A 23,477-nucleotide genomic window follows, 5' to 3' on the forward strand; every position below is an offset into this window, starting at 1 on the left:
AAGGGGATGCCCGGGGCGACGGTCACGACCTCGCGATCCGGTGACATCGGGTCCTCCGGGGGCGCCGGTGTCATGGTCAAGACCCCCCGGAAGATGTTCCGCGCCGAGCTCGGTGACTTCGACTTCAGCTTCGTCTACGCCGCCGACCAGCACGTCGGGGTGGGTGAAGGCTCCCCGTCGTACCGGCGGCTGCGGACGGAGAAGGGGGAGGCCGCGCGCCCCGACCACGCGGCCCGGTACCTGGTGACCGTCAAGGAGATCCGCGGCGGGCTGCGGCCCCGTACCCGGACGGCGAGCCGGGTGATCCAGGGCGACGGCGTGCGGGTCCCGCTGAGCGTGCACTCCTCGTTCCAGCCGGACGCCGACACCGCGCGGAAGCGCGAGTTCCTCGCCGCGTTCCTGGAGACGGCGGGCACTGCCGGACGCACGACGGTCCTGACGCCAAGCGAGTTCATCAACCTTCGGGAGGACCGGCGTGTCCTCGACTTCCGGCTGACCGGCGTCGACGGACTGCACGTGACGTTCGCGGGCCTCGCGCGCGCCGTCCGCGAGGTGACGCGGATGCTGATCGACCACGCCGTCGACGACGACCCGTCCGCGGCCGCCCGGCTGGGCACCCCGGAGACGGTCGCGGAAGTGGAGATCGCCGTCGCGGAGGGCTTCTTGCGTTCCGGCCTGCCGCAGTTGCTGTCGCCCACCGGCATCGCGGTGTCGCTGCCGAAGGAGTACCGCTCCAGTCCTCTGTCCTCCAACGTCCACCGGGCGCTGACCTTGCGGGCCTTCCTCGTCACCGCCGACGAGAACGCTTCCTTCGGCGCCCCCTCCGTGTCGGCGGAGAGCTATCTCCAGGCCGACCTGAAGGTGGAGAAGGACCGCAAGGGCGCGCTTGACCTCAATGTGAGTGGTTCCGTCGGCCCCCTCGTCAAGTTCGACTCCCCTCACGAGGCAGCCGGCACTGCGGCCAAGCTGGACTCCCGGCGGGCCATCACCTCGAAGATCGGCCTCGACCTCGAGGCCGAAGTGGGCGTCACGCTGCGCGGCCGCAGGCAGAGCCGCATGAACGGCACGATCGACGTCTCGCTGCTCGCCGAGGACGGTGGCCAGCACATGAAGCGGGCGCACCTCGTCCTGGAGGCGACCAGCCTGCGCCAGCACGTCGACGCCGGCACGACCCGCAAGGCCGCCGACCTCGTGCTGGAGGCGATGGCCGGACAGTCGACCGGAGGCAAGCGGCTCTCCGAGCGGTGGGTGCGGCTGCTCGTGGAGAACTCCGGTCAGTTGTCGCTCACACCGCAGCTCGCCGCCGACGTGCCGCACCGCAAGGACCCGGACCACTTCACGCCGCTTCCGACGGACCGGCAGACACGGCACGTCGTGCGGAGCGCGACCGTCTTCGGCACGGGTTACACCACCCGGCTCGACGACGGGGCCACGGCCTTCAGCGGACAGGCCCTCGGCACCGGCCTGACCGGCGCCCTCAAGGTCACGCGGATCACGGTACGGCAGGGCGAGGGCCTGCTCGGCGCCATCCGGGCAGGGCTCCGCGACTCGGGCCTGGTGCCTGAGGAGTACCTGAACGACACCTCGGACACCTGGCGCGCGATCGTCGTCAAGTACCACACAGAGAACCTGCGTTCGCACCCCGACGACCTGCTCGACGTGGGTCTGGCGCACCGGGCCGAGTTCCCGCTCGCCGACGTCCCCGCCGGCCGCCGTCAAGGCGCCCCCGTCAGTGTCGGCCGTACCCAGCGCGTCACCATCCTGGTCAAGGGGGTACCACGCACCTTCCAGCACCTGCGGACCCGCGAGCGCGGCGCCGTCACGTTCGGCGGTCAGGCCCTGAGCGAGTCCGGCAAGGGGAAGATGCACTCCTTCAAGTGGGCCCTCGGCGGCGGGACGACAGCCCGCTACAGCCCCGACGGACACTCCAACTTCGGTGGCAGCGTCGCACTCAGGTACGAGCGCGAGCACGGTTCGGACACCGGCGAGACGTCGATGGAACGCGACATCCGCAGGAGTATGGCGGTGCTGCCGGAGATCAGCGAGGACTCCGCGCAGGACGACGGCACGGCGGAGTTCGGTTATCCCCGTGCGGCCGCCCCGGACGGGGCGCTGGGCGAGGAGTTCGTCAACGGCCTGGAACTCACCATCCAGATCTACGCCGACACCGAACTCCCCGAGCCGGTCCGCCGCCTTCCCGACCTGCGGGTCGCACACACCCCCCGGCGCCCCCTCGTCTCCCTCACCTCCGTCGACCCGGACACCGGGCGGCCGACGCCGGTGGCGACCCGCACCGTGGTGCCGCGACTCTTCACCGAGCCCGGCCCGACGCCTTCCGGTTCACGGCCTGTTCCGGCCCCGCCGACGATCGCCCTGACCACCCGGGCTGCCGACGGGCCGCGGCTGGTGGAGCGCCTGCTCGGCGAGAAGCTGCAGGCCATCACCTTCCCGGCCCTCGCGACCGTCGCCGAGTGGGCGGCGGCGGTAACGCTGCCCCGCACCATCGCCGCGCACTTCGTCGACAGCTCCACCGCACCTCACATCGCCGCCTACGGCCCCACCACCGACCGGGGTCTGGAGCTGCTCTCCGCGCTGCGCCACCGCCACATCCGCGACAGCGCGCCCAAGCTGTTCCTGCACGAGCTGGGGCTGACCACCGACCAGGACGGCCCCACGCTCGGCGTCACCGTCGGGGTGCTGAGGCCGACCGGGCCGCCCGCCGACTTCTCCGGGCTGACCTTCACCCAGAAGGCCACCGAGCCCACCTTCAGCAGTGACGCCTCCAGCAGGCTCAACGGCAGTCTCGGTATCGGCGGCGGCACCACGGCAGGTTCCGGAGAACCCGAGCTCGCCGAGCCGGGTCGTCACAGCGGAACCACGAGCGAGGGCAACAGCAGCGACTTCGTCGAACACAACCGCCGTTTCAACGCCGTCTCCTACACCTATGGCGGATCATTCAGCTACGTCGTCAGGGGCAGCGGCCGGCACGCCCTGACCATCGCCACGAATGAGCACTTGGAGGGGCTGCTCCCCGGCCTGTGGGCCATAGAGGCAGCCGAACGCTTTCCCGCTCAGGTCATCCACCCGCACGCGCTGGCCCTGCCCTCTGACGCCGGCGCGCGCGACGCCCTCCTCAACGACCTGGGGCAGGCGGTCCGGCGGGACCGTCAGGGCGGCACCACCACGCCGGACGAGCCCATCCGTCTCGTCACCGACCTGACCGGCGACGTACGCGAAGCCGACGTCCTGCGGGCCGCCCGCGCCCTGGCTCTGCGGATCAGGGCCACGGTCGACCTGGCGCTGGTGCACTACGACGGGCAGCGACCCGACCACGTGGAACACCTGCTCATCGACCCCGCGGACCTCGCCCACCGCGAGGCGGCGTCCGCACGGGCCGACCACGCCAAGCTGACCGCGGACAACACGGCGCACCCCCGCGTCGTCGAGGAGTACCGAGAGGCGACCGCCGCCCTCGCCGAACGACTGGGCCCCGTCCTGCGAGCCGGAGCCACCGCCCAGCGGCAGCGCGATACCGCCGTCGAACAGCACGGCACCACGGAGCAGCTGGAACACCAGGCGGACGAGACGGCCCGTCAGGTCACCTTCTTGGCCGGCCGGATCACCGAGCAGGAGGCCACCCGGACCGGCGACGCGCCCGATTCCCAACTCCAGGAACTGCGGGACGCGCTGACGCGGGCTCAGGAAGACGCCCGGGCCGCCGCCGGGCTCCTGGGGCAGCGGCGGGCGCTGCTCGCGGACACCGGCCCGGCGCTGGAGGGAGCCGAGGAGGCGCGGGCCAGACTCGAACTGTCCCGCGAGGAGCTGCGCCGGGCCGAAGAGGCCCTGCGGACGGTCGAGGCCGCGCGGAACCTCGCCACGCTCGCGGACACGCGGTCCGGGCAGGTCGCGCGATGGGCGGGCGAGGAGAGGACCGAGCGGACCCGCCACGAGAGCGACCTGGCCCACGCCACCGCCGACGAGGCCGTCGACGCGGCGTGGCACAGTGCCGGCGCAGGGTTCGTCATCGCCGACAACCAGGTCCAGATCGCCCATGCCCACCGCCTCACCACCCGGCCCGGCGCGCTCACCATCGCCGTCGGACGTGCCTGGCCCGACGGCTCGTACCTGGTGCGGGGCCGCCGGCTGACCGGCCGTCAGATGGCCGAGGAAATCGCCCGCAAGCTCACCGCGGGAGGCGTACGGCCGTCGCGCCGGATCGTCCTGCACGGTCATGGCAGCAGCGGTCTCGCCAGGGAACTCAGCGATGCGCTGGCCGAGCACACGGTCGACGTGATCGGAGCCTTCGGCAGCCCGGACACCCGGGCCCCTCTCCTGACCCGCGTCGCCGACCGCTTCTCCTCGCGGCGGGCCGCCGGCTGGCAGGCCTACCGCGCCGGCGCCGTGCTGGACGTCGGCCGGCTCGGCCCCCGCACCGACGTCGACGCCCTGCTGCGCGAACTCGCGCGCACCCGGCGGCTGCCTGCGGCCGTCACCCCTGCCGAGAAGCCGCGGCCGAACAGCGCGCTGCTTCTCTTCTCCCGTGCGCTGCCCGGTCCTTCCGTCCGCCCCGCCCGGCACGACGGCTCCGGCACGGCCGCCGTGTCCGGGACCTCGGCTCCTTCGGGCGCGGAGCGTCGGTCCGCGCCGGCCGGCAGCGCGCCTTCGCCGGCCCCGGACACCACGGACCTCTCGCCGCACGCCGGCGCCCCCGCGCCGCTCCCCACCACGCCGGACAGTGACTTCGACCAGGCGATCGTCCGCGTCTTCGGCCCACCGATACGGGACAGCTCCGACTACCAGAAGTTCATGGACCTCCTCAGGACGCTGGAGCCGCTGCGCGCCGCCGACCCCGTGCTGGGTCCGGCGCCCTTCGACTTCGACGCTCTGGTACGGCGCACGCTCTCGCTGTCCGAGAGGCGGGAGGTCACCCAGGACGAGCGGGAGGCCTTCCTCGACGACGTCGACTGGACGGGTCTCGCCGCCTGGATGCGCGGCGACCTCGCCCGGCTGGCCGCCGGTTTCCTGATCAGCGAAGCCGGCGCATACCACCCCAGTACGCGGATCCTGGCGGACGACGGCAGTGTGCAGGGCCGCGACTGGCTCAGGCTGAACCTGGCCAACGGGATCGACCTCACCCCGGTCGACCCGGTGACCGGCGAGCAGACGTCCGTGCCGTGGAGCGAGCACGCCTACGCGGTGGTCACGCAGGGCAACGGCGCCGCGACCTCCTTCGTCGTACGCGGCGCCGACCGCGTCGTCCGCTACCCGCGCGCCGACGTGCTGGCCACGCTGGTCTCGCTCGACCCCGAGGTCCGTTCGCGTCCGGGCGACCACGACATCCTGCTGGTCGGCGCCCAGACCGGAGCCCGTGGACTCGAGCTGCCGCGCGCCGTGGCCGACCAGAGCAAGCGCCGGGTGTGGGCCCCGGACGGGCGCGTGCTCTGGGGCGTCGAGCCGGCCGCGCCGGTCGTGTTCGGCATCGCTCCGGCCGCCGACAGGAAGACCGTCCGATGGATCCCGTCCGACCCCGGTCTCGTCGGGCCGCCGGACCCGTCCGCGCCCGCCTGGGAGCGTGAGCTGCGGACCAACACCATCGTGAGCAGGACCACCGGCCTGCCCATCGGCAGGTCGTCGTTCCTCGACAGCTCATACGGCGAGCAGATGCTTCAAAACCTGGACCTCAGCACCCACTTCGTCCACATCGACGACGTCACCCGGGAGGAGATCACACCGCAGGCCGAGTCGAAGTGGGCCCGTCACGTCCGGTACTGGACCGTCGCGCACGGCCGTCCCTCCGAGATCTACGTCGCCCGGAGGGACGGGCGGCACCAGCGCCTGACCGCCGAGGAATACGGCGGAATGCTCAAGCGCCGGCCCAGCGTGGCCGCCCTGCCGCCGGGGGCCCTGATCGGCCTGAACGTCTGCTACGGCGGCACCATGAAGTCCGACGACCCCCACGCCCAGGGCATCCAGTGGGACGCAGGCCCGCTGCCCCACGTCCTCGACCCGCTGCGTCACGTCGAGACAGGGCAGACGATCGCCAACGAGACGCGGCACAGCGTCTACGCGACCGACCGGGTGATCGGCCAGGGCTACCGGGGCAACAAACACTGGTACCACTTCCTCGTCTCCCAGGCGGACGGACGCTCCCTCGCCCAGGAGTACCTCTTCCGGCCCGAGCCGACACGTGACGAACTGGGCGACCTGGCCGGGCTCATGGGGATCGCGGACACCGGCGCCCCGGCCTCCGACGAGGACGCCGAGACCGCGCTGCTTCTGCTGCGCGCCCTGCGTCTGGCCTTCGGACCCGACGTCATCGAACGGCCGGACTACACCGAACTCGTCCAAGATGCGGGGGCGTTGTACACCCTTTTCAAGAGGGATGGCCGGTTCGGCCCCGACGCCCCCTTCACGATGGCGTTCTTCGAGTACGCGGCCCGCGTCCACAGTGGCCTGGACCGACTCGGCGAGCCCACCGGCCACACCCCTCCCCCCGCTCCTCTCACCACGCCCGCCGTCTCCGAGGCCGTCCGGGAGACCGCCGCCCGCCTGCCCGCCCTGCCGGTCCGGGAACGTGCTCAGGCCCTCGACGCCCTGTCGGCCGCCGACCGGGAGGCCCTCGCCACCGACGCCGGCCTGATCGACGGTTTGCGCCACGCCCTCCCGCCGGAGGAGTTCGTCCCCATCGCCGCCCGCCTGCTGGTGCGTGTGCCCGACGAGGTCGACCAGCCCGTCACGGCCCGCCACGCGGCGCAGGCGCAGATCGCGCCGATGCTCCACGACCCGGACACCGCCGTACGGCTGCTCAGGGGAGGGTCGCGGCTCTTCATCATCCCCCGGACGACGACGCTGACCTCCCTCGACACGTTCGCCGCCCTGCGCGGCACCCTCGTCGGCGGGCGCCACGCCGACGCGCTGCGGGGGGTGCAACTGGGCCACCGCGTCGCGGTCGGCGAGGAAAACCTCCTCGGCGAGCCGAGCGAGACGCCCGGCGCCGGGACCCGTGCCGAGGGCTACTCCGACCTGACCCATGAACTCGCCCACGCCATCCACGCGTTCGCGCTCACCGACTCCGAGAAGGCACTCGTCCACGACGCCTACCTGGCCCGCCTCGCCCAGGGTGACCAGGCGCCCTGGCCGGACGGCCCCCTGCGCGACCCCTCTGGCCGGCACCCCGGCACCAACTACTCCTCCCGCGACGAGTACGAGTACTTCGCTCAACTGACCAACAGCTACCTGGGGACCAACAGCGGTCTCGACGGTCACACGCACGCTCCCCGCAACAACGGCGCGGACTGGGCCCGCACGCATGAACCCGCCTTGCTGCCCCTGCTGGAACGGCTCTACGGCAGCCGGCCAGGCGGCGAGGCGTACGAGGCGGTCAACCCGCTCACCGGCACACGGGCCGACAACGACATGTACGAGGGCTTCCGGGCCCTGTGGCACCAGGACGACGGCACGCTGGAGGTGGAAGAGCACCCCGAGGTGCCCATCCCGGGGCTGTCCTGGCTTCAGCGGTCCGCCACCCCGTTCGAAAGCCCCGAAGGCTGGAGCGCGCACCTCGCCCCGCCCGCCCCCGCCGCACCGCCGCAACCCGAACCGGTCGCACTCCTGCGGCAGGTCTTCGGAGCGGACGTCGAGACCCACGAGGCCGCCCTCCCCGCCGGCACCTCTCGGCAGGAGGCGTTCCGGCGGCTGCTCGCCGATGCCCGTGCCCTCCTCGCGCGGCGTGCGGAGGCCGCGTCGCTCGGTGACCTGCTCGACCTGTCCCAGGTGGACCGCGCGCGAGAATGGCTGGGCGAGCGGGAACAGCTCCTGTCCACACCGGAACGCGGATCACGCCGGGACTCCGTCGTACGTGATCTGCTGCGCCTTGAGCCCACAGCCGCCGTGTCGGTCCACGACCACGCCAGGGCCCTGTGGGCCACGGTCGCCATGCTGCGATGGGAGGCAACCACGCCGGACCTGGTGGATGCCGCCGCTACGATCCTGCACCTGGCGCCGGGCACCACGGTCGCGCCCCCCGGCGGCACGCGACCCGACCCGGCCGTCATGGAAGAGACGCGGCACGTGCTCGTGCGGGCCGCCGCAGCCGGACGGGACCTGACGGACCGGACGGCGGTCGCCGCCTTCCACCTGCTGCTGGCCGGAGCACTCGACACCACCACCGGCCTGCGGGAGGCCGACGGCTCCGCCGCCGGCCGCAACTGGCGCACCGGCCGGGAGATCACCGCCCTCGCCGACTTCTCCGACCTGCAGCCGCCACGGCACATGAGGGCGCAGTACCCGATCCTCCCGCTGCGCCGCGCGCCCTGGGGCAAGCATGTCTACGCCCTCTTCGCCGAAGCCGCGGGAGCGGACCGCGTACGCATGACCCTTCCCAACCTGCCCAGGCCGGTCCCGGTGCCCTACGCCGAGGTGGCCGAACTCCTCTTGTGGGACAGCTCGTTGGCGTCCCGGCGGCGCGATGGTGTCGAGCTGGCTCTCGTCGTCTCCTCCGGCGCCACCCCGGCTGTGCCGGGCGGCGAGCCGTCGGCCCGGCCGGTCACGCAGGCCCTCGGCATCACGACCCATCTGGCCAAGGGGCCGGCCGATCTGCTGGAGGAGGACGGCCGGGTACTGATCACCGTAACCCCCGAGACCCCGCAGTCGCTCCTCAGGGAGCTGTGGACCACGCTCACCTACCGTTCCCCCTCAACCGCTGGAACCGCCGCGCCGGCCGTCGCCCGGGCGGCGGCCGGCGGCTCGGCCGAACCCCTGGCCGAACACGCCGACGCGCACGCCGCGCCGGACAACGACGCCACCCCCGCGTCGGACAGCGCCCTCGCGCAGAGCCTGCACTCACTCCACCGAGGGCCGGGGCCCGACGTGCCGACACCGCCGGCCATCCCGCCCGCCGACCGCTTCACCTCCTACGACGACATCATCGAGGCGGTGTACGGCAGCGACGCCGCGAGCCGTCCCGACCACATGCCGCTGCTGAACGCCGTCGAGACCCTGGACCTCCTCCGCTTCCGCGACCCCGAGCTGCAGAGCCATCCGTTCGACACCGACGTACTGGCCCGCCGCCTGCTCTCCCTGCCGTCCGACACGGCGGTGAGCGAGGAGCACCGCAGGGCGCTCTTCGACCTGGCGCTGAGTCCGGCCGCCGTGACCGCCCGCAGCCTGCCCGGGCTCGCCGCGCTCCACCTCAAGGCGATCGGTGTGCTCTCCGATCACAGCGTGTTCCCGAAGCCGCCGAACGGCGCTTCGGGCGGCACGTCGGGAAGGACCTGGCTCGCCTGGGGTGAGGGCCACGGCCCGGACGCCCACCGCTACGGCCTGGTCATCGATCAGCCGGGCGGTGCGCGCACCCGCGCACCGGGCTCCGCCGCCGCGCCGTGGCCGCGGGACTCGTACGTCGTCGCGACCCGCCTGGGGCCCGACGGGCGGTCCGTGGTCGTGTCGGCGGCCGGCAGGTCCGAGCACCACGTCCGGTGGGACGTGCTGGCCGAACTCATCCTGCTCGACAGCCAGTTCACGCTACGACCGCGCCCTGTGGCGATGCTGCTCTCACGCGGCACCCGCCCCCAGGCGGTGGCGGACCGGGTCGGGCAGGACGTGTGGTGGACCCGCGACGAGCTGGTGTACGGACCCGGCCACCGCCCCGGCTACGCGGGCCTCTACCTGGTCTCCGAGCAGGACCACCGGCCGGGCTGGGGCAAGGCGGCTCCCCGCGCGCGGTCCGCCGGTGCGGGCGATGGCGTGGTCACCATGCTGTACACGACCCCGGACGGCCGGAACCTGGGGCTCATCTCGGCCCGTCCGGACGAGGCCGAGGTCGTCCGTCGGGGCGTGGGCGACCGCACCATGGCCTCGGGCCATGTCTACGGCGGTGTCCTCACGACCCCGGAATGGGACGAGTTCGACGGCACCACCCCCCGTGTCGTCATCTGGGCCCACGGCCTGCCCGGCGTCGCCCTGCTGGCCTCCGGCGCGTCCGGGCGACAGCGGGTGCGCCGTGCCCCGGAGTTCGCCGCCTGGGTGGACGAGCAACTGGCCCAGGTGGGCCCGCTGCCGGCGAACACCCGGCTCCATCTCCTCTCGTGCTTCGGCGCCGTGCCCGGCGGCCAGGAGCTGCGGCTGGCCGAGCAGCTCTGGCGGGCCGGCCCGCCCCCCTTCGTGGCCGACCCGCTCGCCCAGCTGTCCAAGGCCCAGCTCGTGGCCAACCGGCTGGGTCTGGAAACCTCGGCCAGCGAGGCACCGGTCGTCGTCAAGCGGCGCAGGGGATGGTCCCCGCAGGCCATACTGATCACCGACGGCGCACGAGGCGAACACCGTCGTCAGCTCCGCTTCTCGCCGGAGCCCGGAACCACCGAACTCGCGCGCCTGGCGCGGGAGTCGGACCTGCATCGGGGAACCGGACCGGTGTCCGAGGAGACCGTGTCCACCCAGCTCCGCCTGGTCCGCGCCCTGCGCCTTGCCCTGGGCCACGCCGTCGCGGCGGACCCGGAGTACCTCGACCTTCTGGCCGGCCTCGCGGCACTGCACCGCATGTGGCTCGGCGACCGGGACCTGCGGGTCTTCGGACCGTTCACGGCCGACCTGCTGCACCGGGTGGCCGGGTCGTACGCGGCAGGCACCGGCGGCCGGGTCCCCTCCGCGGGACACGTCCGCGCCGTACTGCACGCCGCCCGGGGCGCCGAGCTGTCGGCACGGCTCCTGGACGAAGCGGCCCCCGCCCTCGCCGACTTCACACCGCTGCCGCACCTGTGGGCCGCCCTGCGCCGGCTCGACGACTGGAGCGGCGGCATCCACGCCGCCCCCGACACGGTCGATCACGTCACCCGTTTCGCCCTGCGTCTCGACGGCACCGCCCCGGTCGGCCCCGCCGAACGCTCCCGCCTGCTGTGGGCCGCGGTCCGGACGGCGGAATGGCTCGCCTCCCAGGACGAGGACACGCTCCTCGCGCTCGCCGACGAAGTCCTGCACCTGGACGGCCTGGACGTCGACGCGTCCATCCTCGACACCCTGTACCAGGTCGCCCTGCAAGCGGCGGCGGCCGGCCGGGACCTGACGGACCCCAACGTCCTCGGCGCGTTCCACCTGGAACTGTGGCAGGCGTACGACGGGCGGACCCTTATACCCGGCGCCGCCTCACCGTTCGGCGGCCGCAACCTGGCCACCGGCACTCCCGTCGTCCTGCCCCTCGACGACACTCAGGTCCGTGTCGTGGAAGAAGACGGCGGCGTCGTCCGGCAGGATCCCCGGTGGCCTGGTCATGGGACCAGCCCCGCGTTCGTGGTCTGGCTCCGGGCGCTGACGACAACCCACGTCCGGCTGGTCATGCCGGGGGGAATGCCGGTGACCGCTCCCCACGGACACCTGGCCGAAATGCTCCGTTTCGACCCCGCCCTGGCCGCCATGGAGACCCTGGCCAAGCGGCACACCGTGGCCGTCGTCATTTCCGAGCCTCCGACGAGTGATCCCCTCGGCACGGTCGAAACGCTTCGCTCCGCTCTCGAACAGGGCCTCGCCCGCGGCGTATGGGTCACCGCCGCCCCCGGAGAGGTCACCGCCGACCACAATCAGGCGTACGTGACCCTCGATGTGAGAGAGGAGCGGGCCCGGCGTTCGGCGCTCACTCCGGCACCGTTGCGCCTGCGCCACATCGCCCGTTCCGCCGCGGAAGCGGTTCCGGCACCGGCACAGGCCCCGGCGACGGACAGCGCCCTGGCCCGGAGTCTGGTCCCGGTGAGAGGCGGTACCCGAGCCCAGAGCATGGTTCCGGCCGGGGGAAGTGCCCTGACCCGGAGCCTTGCCGTGCAGCGGGCGGGGCTGATCCAGAGTGGCGCGCCCGCCCGGCGGCTGCTTCCCCAGTCGGCCCCCTTCAGTCAGGTCCCCGGCCTCAGTCACGCACCGGTGGGACCGGGGCAGCCGTCCACGCAGTCGGGCGGAACTCCGGTTGGCGGTGACCAGAGGCTGTACGACCTCCTGCGCGGTACCTTTGGCGCGGACGCGCCCCAACAACCGCAGTACACCGCTCGACTGGAGGGGTTGCGCTGGCTGCGGGGCTTCCTTGGCACCCACATCGGATCGACAGGGCTCGACGCCATCGCGGCGCGGCAAGTTCTGGCCCTGCGGCCGGGGGCGCGGGTCACTCCCGCGGACTGGCGGGAGCTGATCGAGCTGGCGCGCAGCGCTGACGCCCGGCGTGCGACGAGCCTGCCGCAACTGACGGCGCGCTATTTGCAGTTCGCCGGTGCGCTGGGTGAGGACTCCGTGGTGCGGGCGGCGTCCGACAACGCCGTTCTCGGACGGGACTGGATCGGCCTGCCCGGCCAGGGACTCGACCTGGATCGGGTCGCCCTGGCGGAGCAGGTGAACGGCGTGTGGAATCTGCGCGCCGACCGTTTCTACCGTGCGCCGTGGAGCCTGCGGGGACAGCGCAAGCCTTTCGCCATCGCGGCGGGCGGACACCCTTCGGGCACGACCCTCAGTGTTCGCATAACTCGTAACCGCTATCGCTCCATAGCCGCCGATGTGTTCCACGAACTCATGCAACTCGATGTGCTGTTCACGTCCTCACCGCGGAGTGGCGGCTTTGTGTTCATGGTCCCTCGGCTCGGCCGCGGGCACATGGAATTTCCCAGGGAGTTCGCCGACAGAGCCCAGCGCTCGGGCTGGGCGACCAGCAGCAACCTCTTCTTCCTGCTCCCTCCCGGATCGTCCGAGCCGGTCGCCGTTCGGGAGCTGATGCTTGAGGACCGGGGGATGGGTGAGTGGTTCCCCGCCGAGCCCGGTCAAATGGTGGCCTCCGCCGTCGACGTCCCCGAGTGGGAGAGGAACCTGGTCACCGAGGCGACCGTCGATGCGGCCTACAATCTGATGGGCCGCTCCGCGCATCGTCAGGAGGAGATGGGGCTCCGGGGAGAGGCTCACCGGGGCCTGCGGGGCTTGACCCTCTACCACCTGGAAGACGCGGACGGTGCTTATCGCGCCCCCCAGACGGTTCCCGACGACGCGGCCATCACTTACTGGTGGAGCAGCCACGCCGCTCCGGGGCGCTTCGACGTTCCTCTGGAGGACGGGAGTGACGTCGGGGTGAGTGGTGCGGAGCTGGGGCGGTATCACCTGCGCCGTCCCAGTTTCGTCAGCCGTCCGCCGGGTGAGGGCACCGGGTTCTTCGCGTGCTGGGCCTTCGCCAAGGTGGCCCCGCAAGATCGCGGGCGTTTCTACCCTGTCAGGGGCCGCGGTCCGTTCGTGCCGGATCCGCTGGGTGTGATCTCGGCGGCCCAGGAGCACGCCAACGTCACCCGCCGGTTCGCGGTCGGCGCCGACCGCGTCGTGGGGCAGGCGGTCCAGGTGGGCCAGCCCCTTGCCCCGGTCCCAGGCCGGCTGCGGAAGTTCCTGTACTCGATTATGGCGTCCCGTTATGGCGATCGGGGGGCGCTTCTGAAGGTCATGCCCGAGCCTTTGGACGGTGATCTTGCTGTGTTGGCCCGGGGGGCGGGTCTGTTGCGTGCGGGTGTTGGTGCTTCGGAGGGTGTGCGGGCGACTACGTTGCGCCTGGTGCGTGCTCTGCGTATGCGGTTCGGTCCGGAGATCGATGGTGCTGCGGAGTTCGGTGATCTGCTGGCGGGTATCGGTGCGTTGGAGAGGATGCGTAGTGCGGATCCGGAGCTGAGGCATCTGGGGCCGTTCGCGCTGGATCTGCTGGATGTGGCCGCGTTCACGCTTGGGGGGGCCGCTCTCAACGGGCGTGTGGATGAGGCTGTTTACCGGGATGTGCTGGCGACGGCGCGTGCCCGGCTGGTGGGTACGACGCTGCGGTCTTTCCTGGGTCTGCCGGAGCTGACGCGGGTGTCGGCGGAGCTGACCGCGCTGCGTGCCTTCGGGGAGAAGGCACTGCACCAGCATGTGCGTGATGTGCTGGGGTTGCCGGCGGGGGCTTCGGTCACGGGTACGGAGACGATGCGTGTTCTGTGGGCGGGTGTCCGTGCCGGGCTGTGGATCGAGGGGATCGGGGACGGCGAGAAGGACGCGACGGCTCAGGAGGCGCTGCACCTGTCGGCGGGGGAGTCCTTCGCCGACGTTCGTGATCGGTTGCTGGACCTCGCGACCCGGGCGATCGCGGCCGGTCGTGATCCGTACGAGAGGTACCAGCTGGCCGCGTTCCATTTGGAGACGCTGGGTGCCTTCGCCGACACCACGGCCACGACCGGAGTGATCAACGGGAAGGAGATCGGCAGGAACTGGAAGGAACCTTCGGCGGCCCCCTACCCCGTCGACGCGTCCCAAGTAGTGTGGCCCGGTGCTCCACAGGGTCCCCGGAGCATGAACGCTCCCTGGAGCCAGGTCCCCTACGTGGTCGAGGTGCGGGAGAACGGGCCGGACGCCGTCTGGTTCAGCCTTCCCTCCGGGACGTATCCGGTGAGTTACGCGGAACTGGGCGTACTGCTGTCCTTCGACCCGGTGCTCGACACCGTGGCGGAAGCCGTCGATGTGCTCCTCCTCGTCGAGGGCCCCTGGCGAACGGTCCAGCGGCCGAAGCCCCCCGAGGGCGAGGTCGCCCTGCGGACCGGCCGGCGCACAATCATCACTGCCGGACTGGCCGCGCTGTTCGACAGGCCGGGATCCCCCACGGTCAAGGAACTGTGGTCCGTCCCCTCCGATCCTGCCCGCGACCTGACCCACGACTGGGCCGTCGCCCACCCGGACACGGGCGAACTCATTCCGGGCGACGCCTCCGTCACCCTGTCGCTGCCCCGCCCGGCCATCGGGGGCCTTAGTGAGTCCCTGATGCAGGCCTCGGTGGCCGGCGGTGCGAGCGGCATCCAGCGCGGGGACAACCCCATCTCCCTGCCGATCACGGGCAGGGACCCGGCCCGCAGGCGTACATGGCAGCGACCGCCGTCCGGATCCCCTGTTAAGACGGGGTCCGCCCTCGACCGCTCGTTGAGCGAGCTGTCCGCGCAGCCGCCGCTCTGGCCGGAGGCACTGACCAACGCACTGGACCGGCGTCGACCGCCGCGCGTCGACCGGGCCCTGCGAGCACCCGGCAGCCGACCCCGCGAAGTGACCTTCTCCGACGGCGCCCGCAGGCGGGTCCTCGGTGAGGTGGTCCGTCACCTGATGCCCCGCGGTGGTGTCGGCGGTGTCGAGGACCAGGTGTGGGGTCTCGGCCTGCACGCCTCCTCCGTGCGGGGCGCGTCCCTGATCACCGACGAGATCCTTGGCTTCGTCCAGGCACAGACCGGATCGCGCCCCCGGCAGTCCACAGCGGCCGACGAGGCGGCCCGGCTGCGCGAGCGGTTGGGACACCTGCTCCGGGAAGACGCCGAAGGCCTGCTGCGCGAAGGGCGCGAGATCACCTACGCGGCCGAGGGCAGGGCGACCCGGCGGCTCAAGGTCCGGCTGCGGCCCATGGGCATGGGAGAGAAGTTCGACGACCCCGACGGCGTAGGCGCGCGGCTCGGCGGCGGCTGGAAGGACGTGGAGACCATGGGGCCGGTGACCCGGGTCAACACCGCCCGCAACGCGAACGTCCTTCTCCCGCTGTTCCCGCTGCTGCTGCCGGCCTGGTTGTTCGCCCGCGTGGGGATGCGGATGGGGCAGCAGCGGGCCCTCACCTACCGGCTGACCTCACAAGTCAGCGGCGTGTCGGAGAGCCGGGTACGCAAGGACACTCCGGCCCACGTCGACCACGTGTGGGTGGAGGCGGAGATCCTCGACACCGACGGGACCAGCAGGGCGGGGGACGCCTTCGGGCTGCGCAACGGCCTCCTCACGCGTCTCACCGAGGACGACAAGGAGGAGGCGCCCAAGAGCCGCGTTCCGCGGGAGATCACCTTCTTCTCGCGCCCGGACGTCAGGCTTGGCGTCACGGAACGCTTCGGCCCGCTCAGCCAGGTACGGGACTGGGCCGTCGCCGAGGTCGGTGCCGCCGAGGGAACGCCCCTGCACACCTATCTCGACACGTTCTTCTCCGCGGACAACTTCGAGCGGATCGCGCTCCGTCTCTCCGCGGGCCGGGTGCTGACCGAACCCCTCTTCGGCGGCAGGAAGAAGGACAAGCCGCTCGGCCTGTTCTCCGTCTCGGCGGTCTCCCGGCGCGGGATGCTGCTGACCGACTCCGTCGTCAACCGCCTCAAGCAGGGCGCCGGGATGTCCGTGTCGGGCGGTCAGCGGCAGCTCACCAAGAGCAGCGTGCAGGAGTTCTCCGCGGCCTTGGGGCCGTCCTTCTTCCTCGACGACTTCCTGCCGGGCGGCATCGACCTGCGCGTCATCCTGGCCGCCGTCGCCCGCGCCGGACACCAGAGCAGCCGTGTCACCGCGGCCGGTGGCTCGGCGTCCGCGCAGACCATGGCCGACCTGATGCCGCGTGACGGCACCGCCCTGTACCTGGTTCAGAAGACGGTCTCCGTGCAGCGCAGCGGCCGGGACCGGACCCTGCCCGTGGGTGCCGACGGGCAGCATCCCCCCTACACTCCGGCACTCTTCACCACATGGGCGCTCGAGCGGCTCTCCAGGGTCGAGGCCAGGCGGCTCGCGGGCTGGGACGACGGCAGCCAGACCCGCAACCGCTCCGGCGCCCCGGAGCCCTACGCCCCGCCCTATCTGACTCAGGACCACCCCACGACGCTGGGCCTGACCCGGGTGGAGAAGTTCTACTTCGGCAACGGCGACTACAGCAGGCGTCGAGTCGGCAGCCCTGAGGAGACCTGGCTGGAGCGGGTCACCGACCTCGTCCTGGCCGCCGCCGCACGTGAGTACCCCGATCTTGTCGTGCCGCTCAGCGACCTCGGGCCGGACAATCCCCGCTGGCGCAACAAGGAGCACTTCGACCTCGTCACTGCCAACGTCATGGAGATCCAGCGCACCCTGAGCGAGGCCGGCGCCACCATGGGCCTGGAAACCATGCTGAGTACGGGGCTGCGCATCGCCCTGCGCGAGAAGTCCCGGTTCAAGCGCGGCTACCGCTATCTGTGGGTGGACGCCGAACTCACCGGCCGTCGCTACGAAGGCACTCAGGCCGGGCACGTAGTGGAGTTCGCGATCGCCGGTGACGAGCAGCTCGGCTCACAGTCCCAGGTCACGCACACCAACGAAGGGGGCTTCGAGGCCGGAGTGCAGTTCCGTGACACGGACAAGACGGCGGACGGGGCGACCAGGAACTTCGGTGGCCTCAACGGTGGTGTCATCGGCGGCATTCAGCGGCAGCGGCGCAACGTCCTGGGACCGGTCGCCGGTGTGGACGTCGAAGCGAACTCCACCAGGCCGCCGAACTTGTTCAGCTACCAGGTGTCGCTGACGGTCAGCCGGGGCGGCTACTGGCGCCTGCCGGCCCTGTTGCGCGGCCTGCTCTCCGGTGGCCTGCTGGGTACCCAGCTCCTTGTCCGCACCCAGAACTCGGACCGGCTCGCCCTGCACCGGGTCGCCGGTGGAGACGGCCAGTCGACGACTGCCACGGCCACCGCCCCTCCCGCTCTCGTCAGCACCGGGCACGCTGTCCTCGGCCGCGTGCTGCTGAGCGCCACGGCCGAGCACGCCGCCCTGGCCGACCCCGACGGGCCCGGCAACCCCTACCGGAACTCCGCCCGGAACATCAACGTACGGCAGCTCCTGCCGGCCGACACGTTCCGCCGCTCGGCCGCCCGCCCCACGGGCAGCATCGGCAAGCCGGCCCCCAACCTGGCCCGGCACGGCATGCAGACCATCACCCTCACCGCCCGCTCCGAGCTGGTTGAGGCCGCGCGGAGGGCCCTGTCCGAGGCCTCGCATGGCTCCTGGCACTTCACGCTGGACGGGGCCCCGGGGCACGATGCCGCCCTGGCCCTGTTCAAAGCCCCCTACATCACTTCGAACATCGACCAGAGCATGAGCCCCGCCGGGTATCGGGCGGACGGCCTGTGGGCGGCCGGGCCCTACCTGAACAGGGGAGGTGTGATGCTGCACAGGCTGTCGCTGGCCAACATGCGGGTCACCGCCCCGGCCCACTACTCAGAATCGGTTCAAGGCCCGCTGCTCTCGCTGCAGTTCGGCGGTCGCCGCGCCGCCGCGAGGACCTTCACCGCCGGCTTGTCCGGCACGGCCGCCATGGCCAACACCATCGGGACCGGCGGGTCTGGCCTCTACGGCATGAACGGAGCGCCGTACCACTGGGCCATGAGCCATGTGAACTTCGTGACGATGACCGCCTCGGCCACGTCCTTGCGCGCGGAGATGGGCAACCGTCTGCTGGTCACCGCCGACGCCACACATGAGATCGCCGCCGCCACGACGCTCCTGGGCACCCTCTCCGCCGTGGACGCGTCCTACATCCCCGGCAGGCTGGCGGACTCCGCCGGCTACGAGGTCACGGTGCCGGCCGGCTGGACCGGCACCGTCGCGGAGAAGAGCGCCTACGATCTCGGCTTCATCCGGGACGATCTCGGCCCGATACCGCGCTACACCGACGAGGTGTGGCTGCCTTCATCCTGGCTGGACGGACGCAGGTTCGGCAGATTCGTCGTCAACTCCTTGGACTCCAGCGCGGTGCTGGAGCGCTTCGAGCAGCAATTGCGGGCGCTGTTCACCCGTCAGTCCGACCGTGACGCCGTGCGTCGGCTGGTGTCCGGCCGTGTCACCCGCAGTCTGCGCGGTGACATGGAGTCCGGCACCGGCGTCTCCCTGTCGGCCCGGATCGGCCGCTGGGGATGGGACACCGTCCGGGTGGGCGGCAGACAGGTCCGTGTGAAGGTCGAACTCATCGCCGGCAGCCCCACGTTCGAAAAACTTGATCACGGGGTCTTGCTGATCGACGACCTCACCGCGAAGGAGACCGACGCCCAGGGTGTCATCCGGACCTCCGGAAACCAGGTCGGCGTGACCATCTCCCAGCGAGGGGCGCTGGAAGGGGGCGGGGAAAACGACCTGGGCGCCGCTTACACGTCGACCGGCGCCGGCGCCACCACTCGGACCGACTTCGAGGGAGAGACCGTCCAGCACGTGGCGACGGTCTCGCTGCGAGGCGCTTATGCCCAGCACAGCACCCCCTACCGGCTGAAGATCTCCCTGGAGGTCGACAGCGCCGATCCCGACGGGGACCCCACGAGGCCGGCCGGCCGGCCCAGTCGCTTCCAGCGGTTCCTGCGCGGCGAGGCCACGTCCGAGGGCCGCGTCCTGGGCGAGATCGAGGGCGACGACACCGACGACCTCATCGCGGCCGCCGCGCTGCCCGCGGGTTACCCGTCCGAAGCCTCCGTCACAACCGAAGTATCCGCCCCGTCCGAGATGTCCGACGGGTCCGGCGCTTCGGCGTCCTCCGGCGACGAGGACCGGACACAGCTCCACCGGGGTACCGGCCGGGGGTTCCTGGCGGCGTTCCGCGGACGCGTGCCTGTGACCGTCGAGGGCGACGTCGGCGAACTGGTGACACACAGCGCCCTCGCCCTCAACCGCCCCGTGGCGGGTGCCTCCACCGCCTCCCTGCTGGACCGGCCTCCCACACTGCCCGCGCCGGGTACCGTCGTGCCGGCCGCACTGCCCGCCTTCACTCCGACCACGGACTGGCGCACGGTGAAGCTGGCCGACGGCGGTCAAGGCGTCCTCGATGTGCCGTCGGACGGGTTCGCCGTCGTCGACGTGGCCGGGGCCCAGCAGATCCAGGACGCCTCGCGCCGTGCCGTCGCCCGCGCCTACGACATCGGCTTCAGGGAAACGAGCACCGGCACCCCCGAATGGATCGACAAGACAGGTCTCACGGCTGCCGGGACCGGCGGTGACAGCGCACTGCGCGACGCCACCCAGAGCACCTCCCTGGCCGCCTTCGCCCCGCGTGCCCTGGCCCGCGATGGTCACCGGCTGCCCGACCTGATCGAGGACACCACCATCGGCGGCGCCCAGGGCGAAGTGACGCTGCACGCGCGTCCTCACCTGGACCAGGCGACGATGCTGACCGTCACTGACGGTTTCCGCGTAACAAGCCAGCGCCGCGCACAGGTTTGGGAGCAGGCCGACACCGGCAGCACCGAGGCGACGAGTTCGACGGCCGGAGCACAGAGCAGCGTCGCGACGCCGGCCGGTGGCCTGTTCCCGAGCGGCCCGGTCTCCGGCCCCAACGCCGGCGGCTTCGACATGCTCCCCGCCGGATCCGAGAACGTCGCCTGGCGCGGCGTGGGCACCGCGGATGTCCCTCCGGGTCGCGGCTTCCTCTTCGCCGTGCCCGCGGACTGGCTCGCGGTGGCCCAGGTCCGGCGCAGCTTCAAGGACAGCACGGTCGGCCGCGCCCTCATCTCCCCTCTTCAGGTCCTCGGTGCCAACGGGCGGGTGGGCAACGCGGGTCCGAGGGCGTACGGCACTCAGGCCACCCTGCTGGTGTGGGTCAACGAGATCGTCGGCCGGGAACTGGGCCTGATCAACGACGAGAATCATCCCCCCGAGGTCTCCTCGGCCTGGGACGCGGTGACGGCTTCAGCCGAGGCCTGGATCGCCGCCGACAACGCGTACTGGAAGGCCCGCAGGGCGGTCGGCGCGGAGCCGCTGAGGCGCTTGGAAGCGGCCCGCGGGGACCAGGAGCGGGCGCAGGCCGCCTGGGACAGCATGGGCCCGGAAAGCGGAAACCGTACCGGCCCCGCCTACAGGGGCAGCGAGCCGAGCGGGCTGATCGACTCCGCCGCGCGCGCTCGGGCGCGTGGCGAACTGCGGCGGGCGAACAACGAGTTCGCCGCCGCCAGGAACGAGCTGGCAGCCCACCGTGAGGGGCTCGCTCCCCTGCTGGCGAAGGCGGAGAGCCTCGCCGCCGAACACCACCGCGTCCGCGCGGCAGCGGAGCGGCTCACGCGCTGGCACTTCCTCAACGCCACCGCGGCTGGGCGCGCCCAGCTCGGCACCACGCCCCGTCCCGCCGCCGTGACCTTTGTCGAGCCGGCGCCGGAGGCCGCCCCCGAGCGGTTCACCGCCTCCCCCAACGCGGCAGGCCTGCTGACCCTGCTCTCGCCGGCCGGCGAGAGGTACACGGTCTTCGACGTCCCCAGGGACGGAAACGGCTTCTACCACGCGCTGTTGGCCGGCCTGCAGCAGCACGACCCCGAGATGGCCGCACGGCTGCCCGGCCCGGACGCCCTGCGCTTCGACTTCGCGGACCAGCTCGCCGACCCGGGCAACGAGGACCTCCTGGACGCCCTCGCCCCGGACGAGACGGACACCTTCACGGGAGAGGACCTCGACACCGCGGAGATCGACCTCAGCACACAACCCGCGGCGGAGAGCGAGTACACCGCGCTGGGTGTCCTGTCCTCCGCGGTGGCGCTCACCCGGCGCCAGCGCCTCGACCTGGCCGTCGAGCAGATCCTGCGGGCGCCCGACGCCCCCCGTGACACGGGTTGGGACACCGGGGCCGCGGACCTGCTGCCCGCTCTCGCGGCGCGCGTGCTCGGTATCGGCCTCACCGTGGTGGACAACGACGGAACTTTCCAGACCTTCCACCCGGCCGGCCACACCTCGCCGGTGACCGCCCCCGTCGTGCTGTACCTGGACCACGCCGAACGGCACTACCGGGTGGCCTTGCACGGCGACATCGACCCCGCGCGGCTCGACGAAGACATCCGCGAGGCCGGACTCCACAACGACAGAGCCGACGTGAAGGGCAAGGGGAAAACTCCGGTAGTGCCGCCCCAGGCCCTTCCCGGCGTCGCCCCGTACCCCGCCCCCGACCTCGACGAGCGCCCCCGGCCGGCCGTCACCGCACCCGGCACCGTGCCCGCCCACGCGGAGCTGCCCTGGAGACCCTCGGGCCGCCCGGACGAGGAGCGCTTCGAGACCGTACGCAGCCACCGAGAGCTGACCGGCCCCGATGGCCGCACCTACGACCTCGTCGAGGCCGACGGCGACGGGAACCGCTTCTACGCGGCCGTGGCCCTGGCGATCAGCGCGACACAGCCTTCCGGCTCCGCGTCGGACGAGGACGACTGGGACGCGGGCGCCGTCGTGGCCGGCGGAACGCCGGGGCCGGCCGTGGCCATGACGCGGGCCGGCGCGTCGGGCGGCCCCCGGCTCGCCGTCACCATCGCCGCCGCGGCGACCGCACGCAGGCTGCCCAGAAGCGCCCGGCTCGATCCCGACGCCGTCTTCGACGCCGGTGAGGTCCGTCGGCTCGGGCTGACACTCCCCGCCACGATGACCTACGGGGACCTGGCGGCCGAGCTGGAACGCAGCGGTGGACGTCTCCCGGCGGAGGTGTACGCGACAGACCGCGACAACGAGGAGGCCCTGCTGCTCTCCCAGCTCATCACGGCGCGGACGTGGGACGCGGCGACGGTCGATCTCGCCGCCCGCCAGACGGCCCTTTCCTCCACGATCGCCCTGACGCTGGTCCACGAGGACGGTTCCTTCAGCACGTACGCGCCGACGGGCGAACCGCACTACAGCGTCACACTCTACGAACGTGGCGGCGAGTACCTGGCGGCGGTGGAACGCCCGGTCTCCGCCGAGGACATGAGCACCGATGACGCCGAGTCCGTCGCCGACGAGCCCTCCTCCGGCCCGACGCCCCCACCGCCTCCGATCCCCTCACCCACCCCGTCATCCCCCTTGCCCCCGTTGCCCCCGTCGATCTCGTCGGGCTACTCGGTCTCATCGGGTGCATCGGGTGCATCGGGTGCATCGGGCGGCGAGGATGCCGGCGCGGAGGAGGACGTCGCTCCCGGGACCATCGCCGAAGACGGAACCCCTTCCGAAGACGGGCCCCCTACCGACGAGAAGGAACTCGCCGCCTGGTTCGACGCGGCCGCGCGCCTGGAGGAGGGCCTGGCCGGTGAGGCGGGCCCAGGAGACACGCGGGACGCCACGGCCGGCCCGGCCGAAGTGCCGGCCCCCGGCAGCGACGGAGTGCTGCGGCTCGACGGAGCGGCGTTCCGCCTGCGCGAGGTGACGGGGGCGGCCGCCGGTTTCGCCGAGGCCGCCTCGACGGTGCTGGAGAGTTCGCCCGACGTCCGGGCCGCCGTCGCCGAACTGGCGCCCCTCGCCGGAGGCGGCGACAGCGGCGGGCGGTCACCGGCGCGCGTCCTGCGGGACTGGCTGACAGACAGCCCGGCCGCGGCCGAACTCCCGCAGGGAGCGGTCGAGATGGACGGCGGACTGCGGATGACGCTGGACGAGGCACGGCGTTTGGGCGTAAACGTATCCACCGCGCTGCGAACCCAGGCAGAACTGATGGGTGGTCAGTTGTCCGTCACCGAATGGGGCCTTCAACAGGAGGAATACGTGCGGTTGTTGCTGCTGCGTGGCGAGGAGCAGCAGTGGGACGCGTCTCTGCGGCACATCATTGCCATGAGATTGGCCCATGAGTTGGGTGTTCGCTTTATCATCGGGGAGCAGGGTGGTGATGGACGTATCTCGCTCACCACCTATGGCGAGCCCGGACGTCCGGCCCTCCTCTTGGTCGGCGGCGAGGGCCTTCCCTTCAGGCTCGGTCTGCCCGCGACGGACGGGTCCCTCTGAGTGCCCGCGGCGGATTC

At 72.1% G+C, this 23,477-nt stretch carries 1 protein-coding gene (only partly in view); it reads left to right on the top strand.

What is annotated here, in order from left to right:
• Positions 1-23,460: the 3' end of a lonely Cys domain-containing protein gene (locus AB0912_RS22270; RefSeq protein WP_366702355.1), read on the top strand. Its footprint begins 35,841 nt before the window's first position; the window shows 23,460 of its 59,301 coding nt (coding positions 35,842-59,301); the start codon falls outside the window, past its left edge; it ends in the stop codon at positions 23,458-23,460.
• Positions 23,461-23,477: the final 17 nt, after the last annotated feature.

Origin of the sequence: Streptomyces sp. NPDC007084 (genome assembly GCF_040703595.1) — a bacterium.
Taxonomy (GTDB): Bacteria; Actinomycetota; Actinomycetes; order Streptomycetales; family Streptomycetaceae; genus Streptomyces.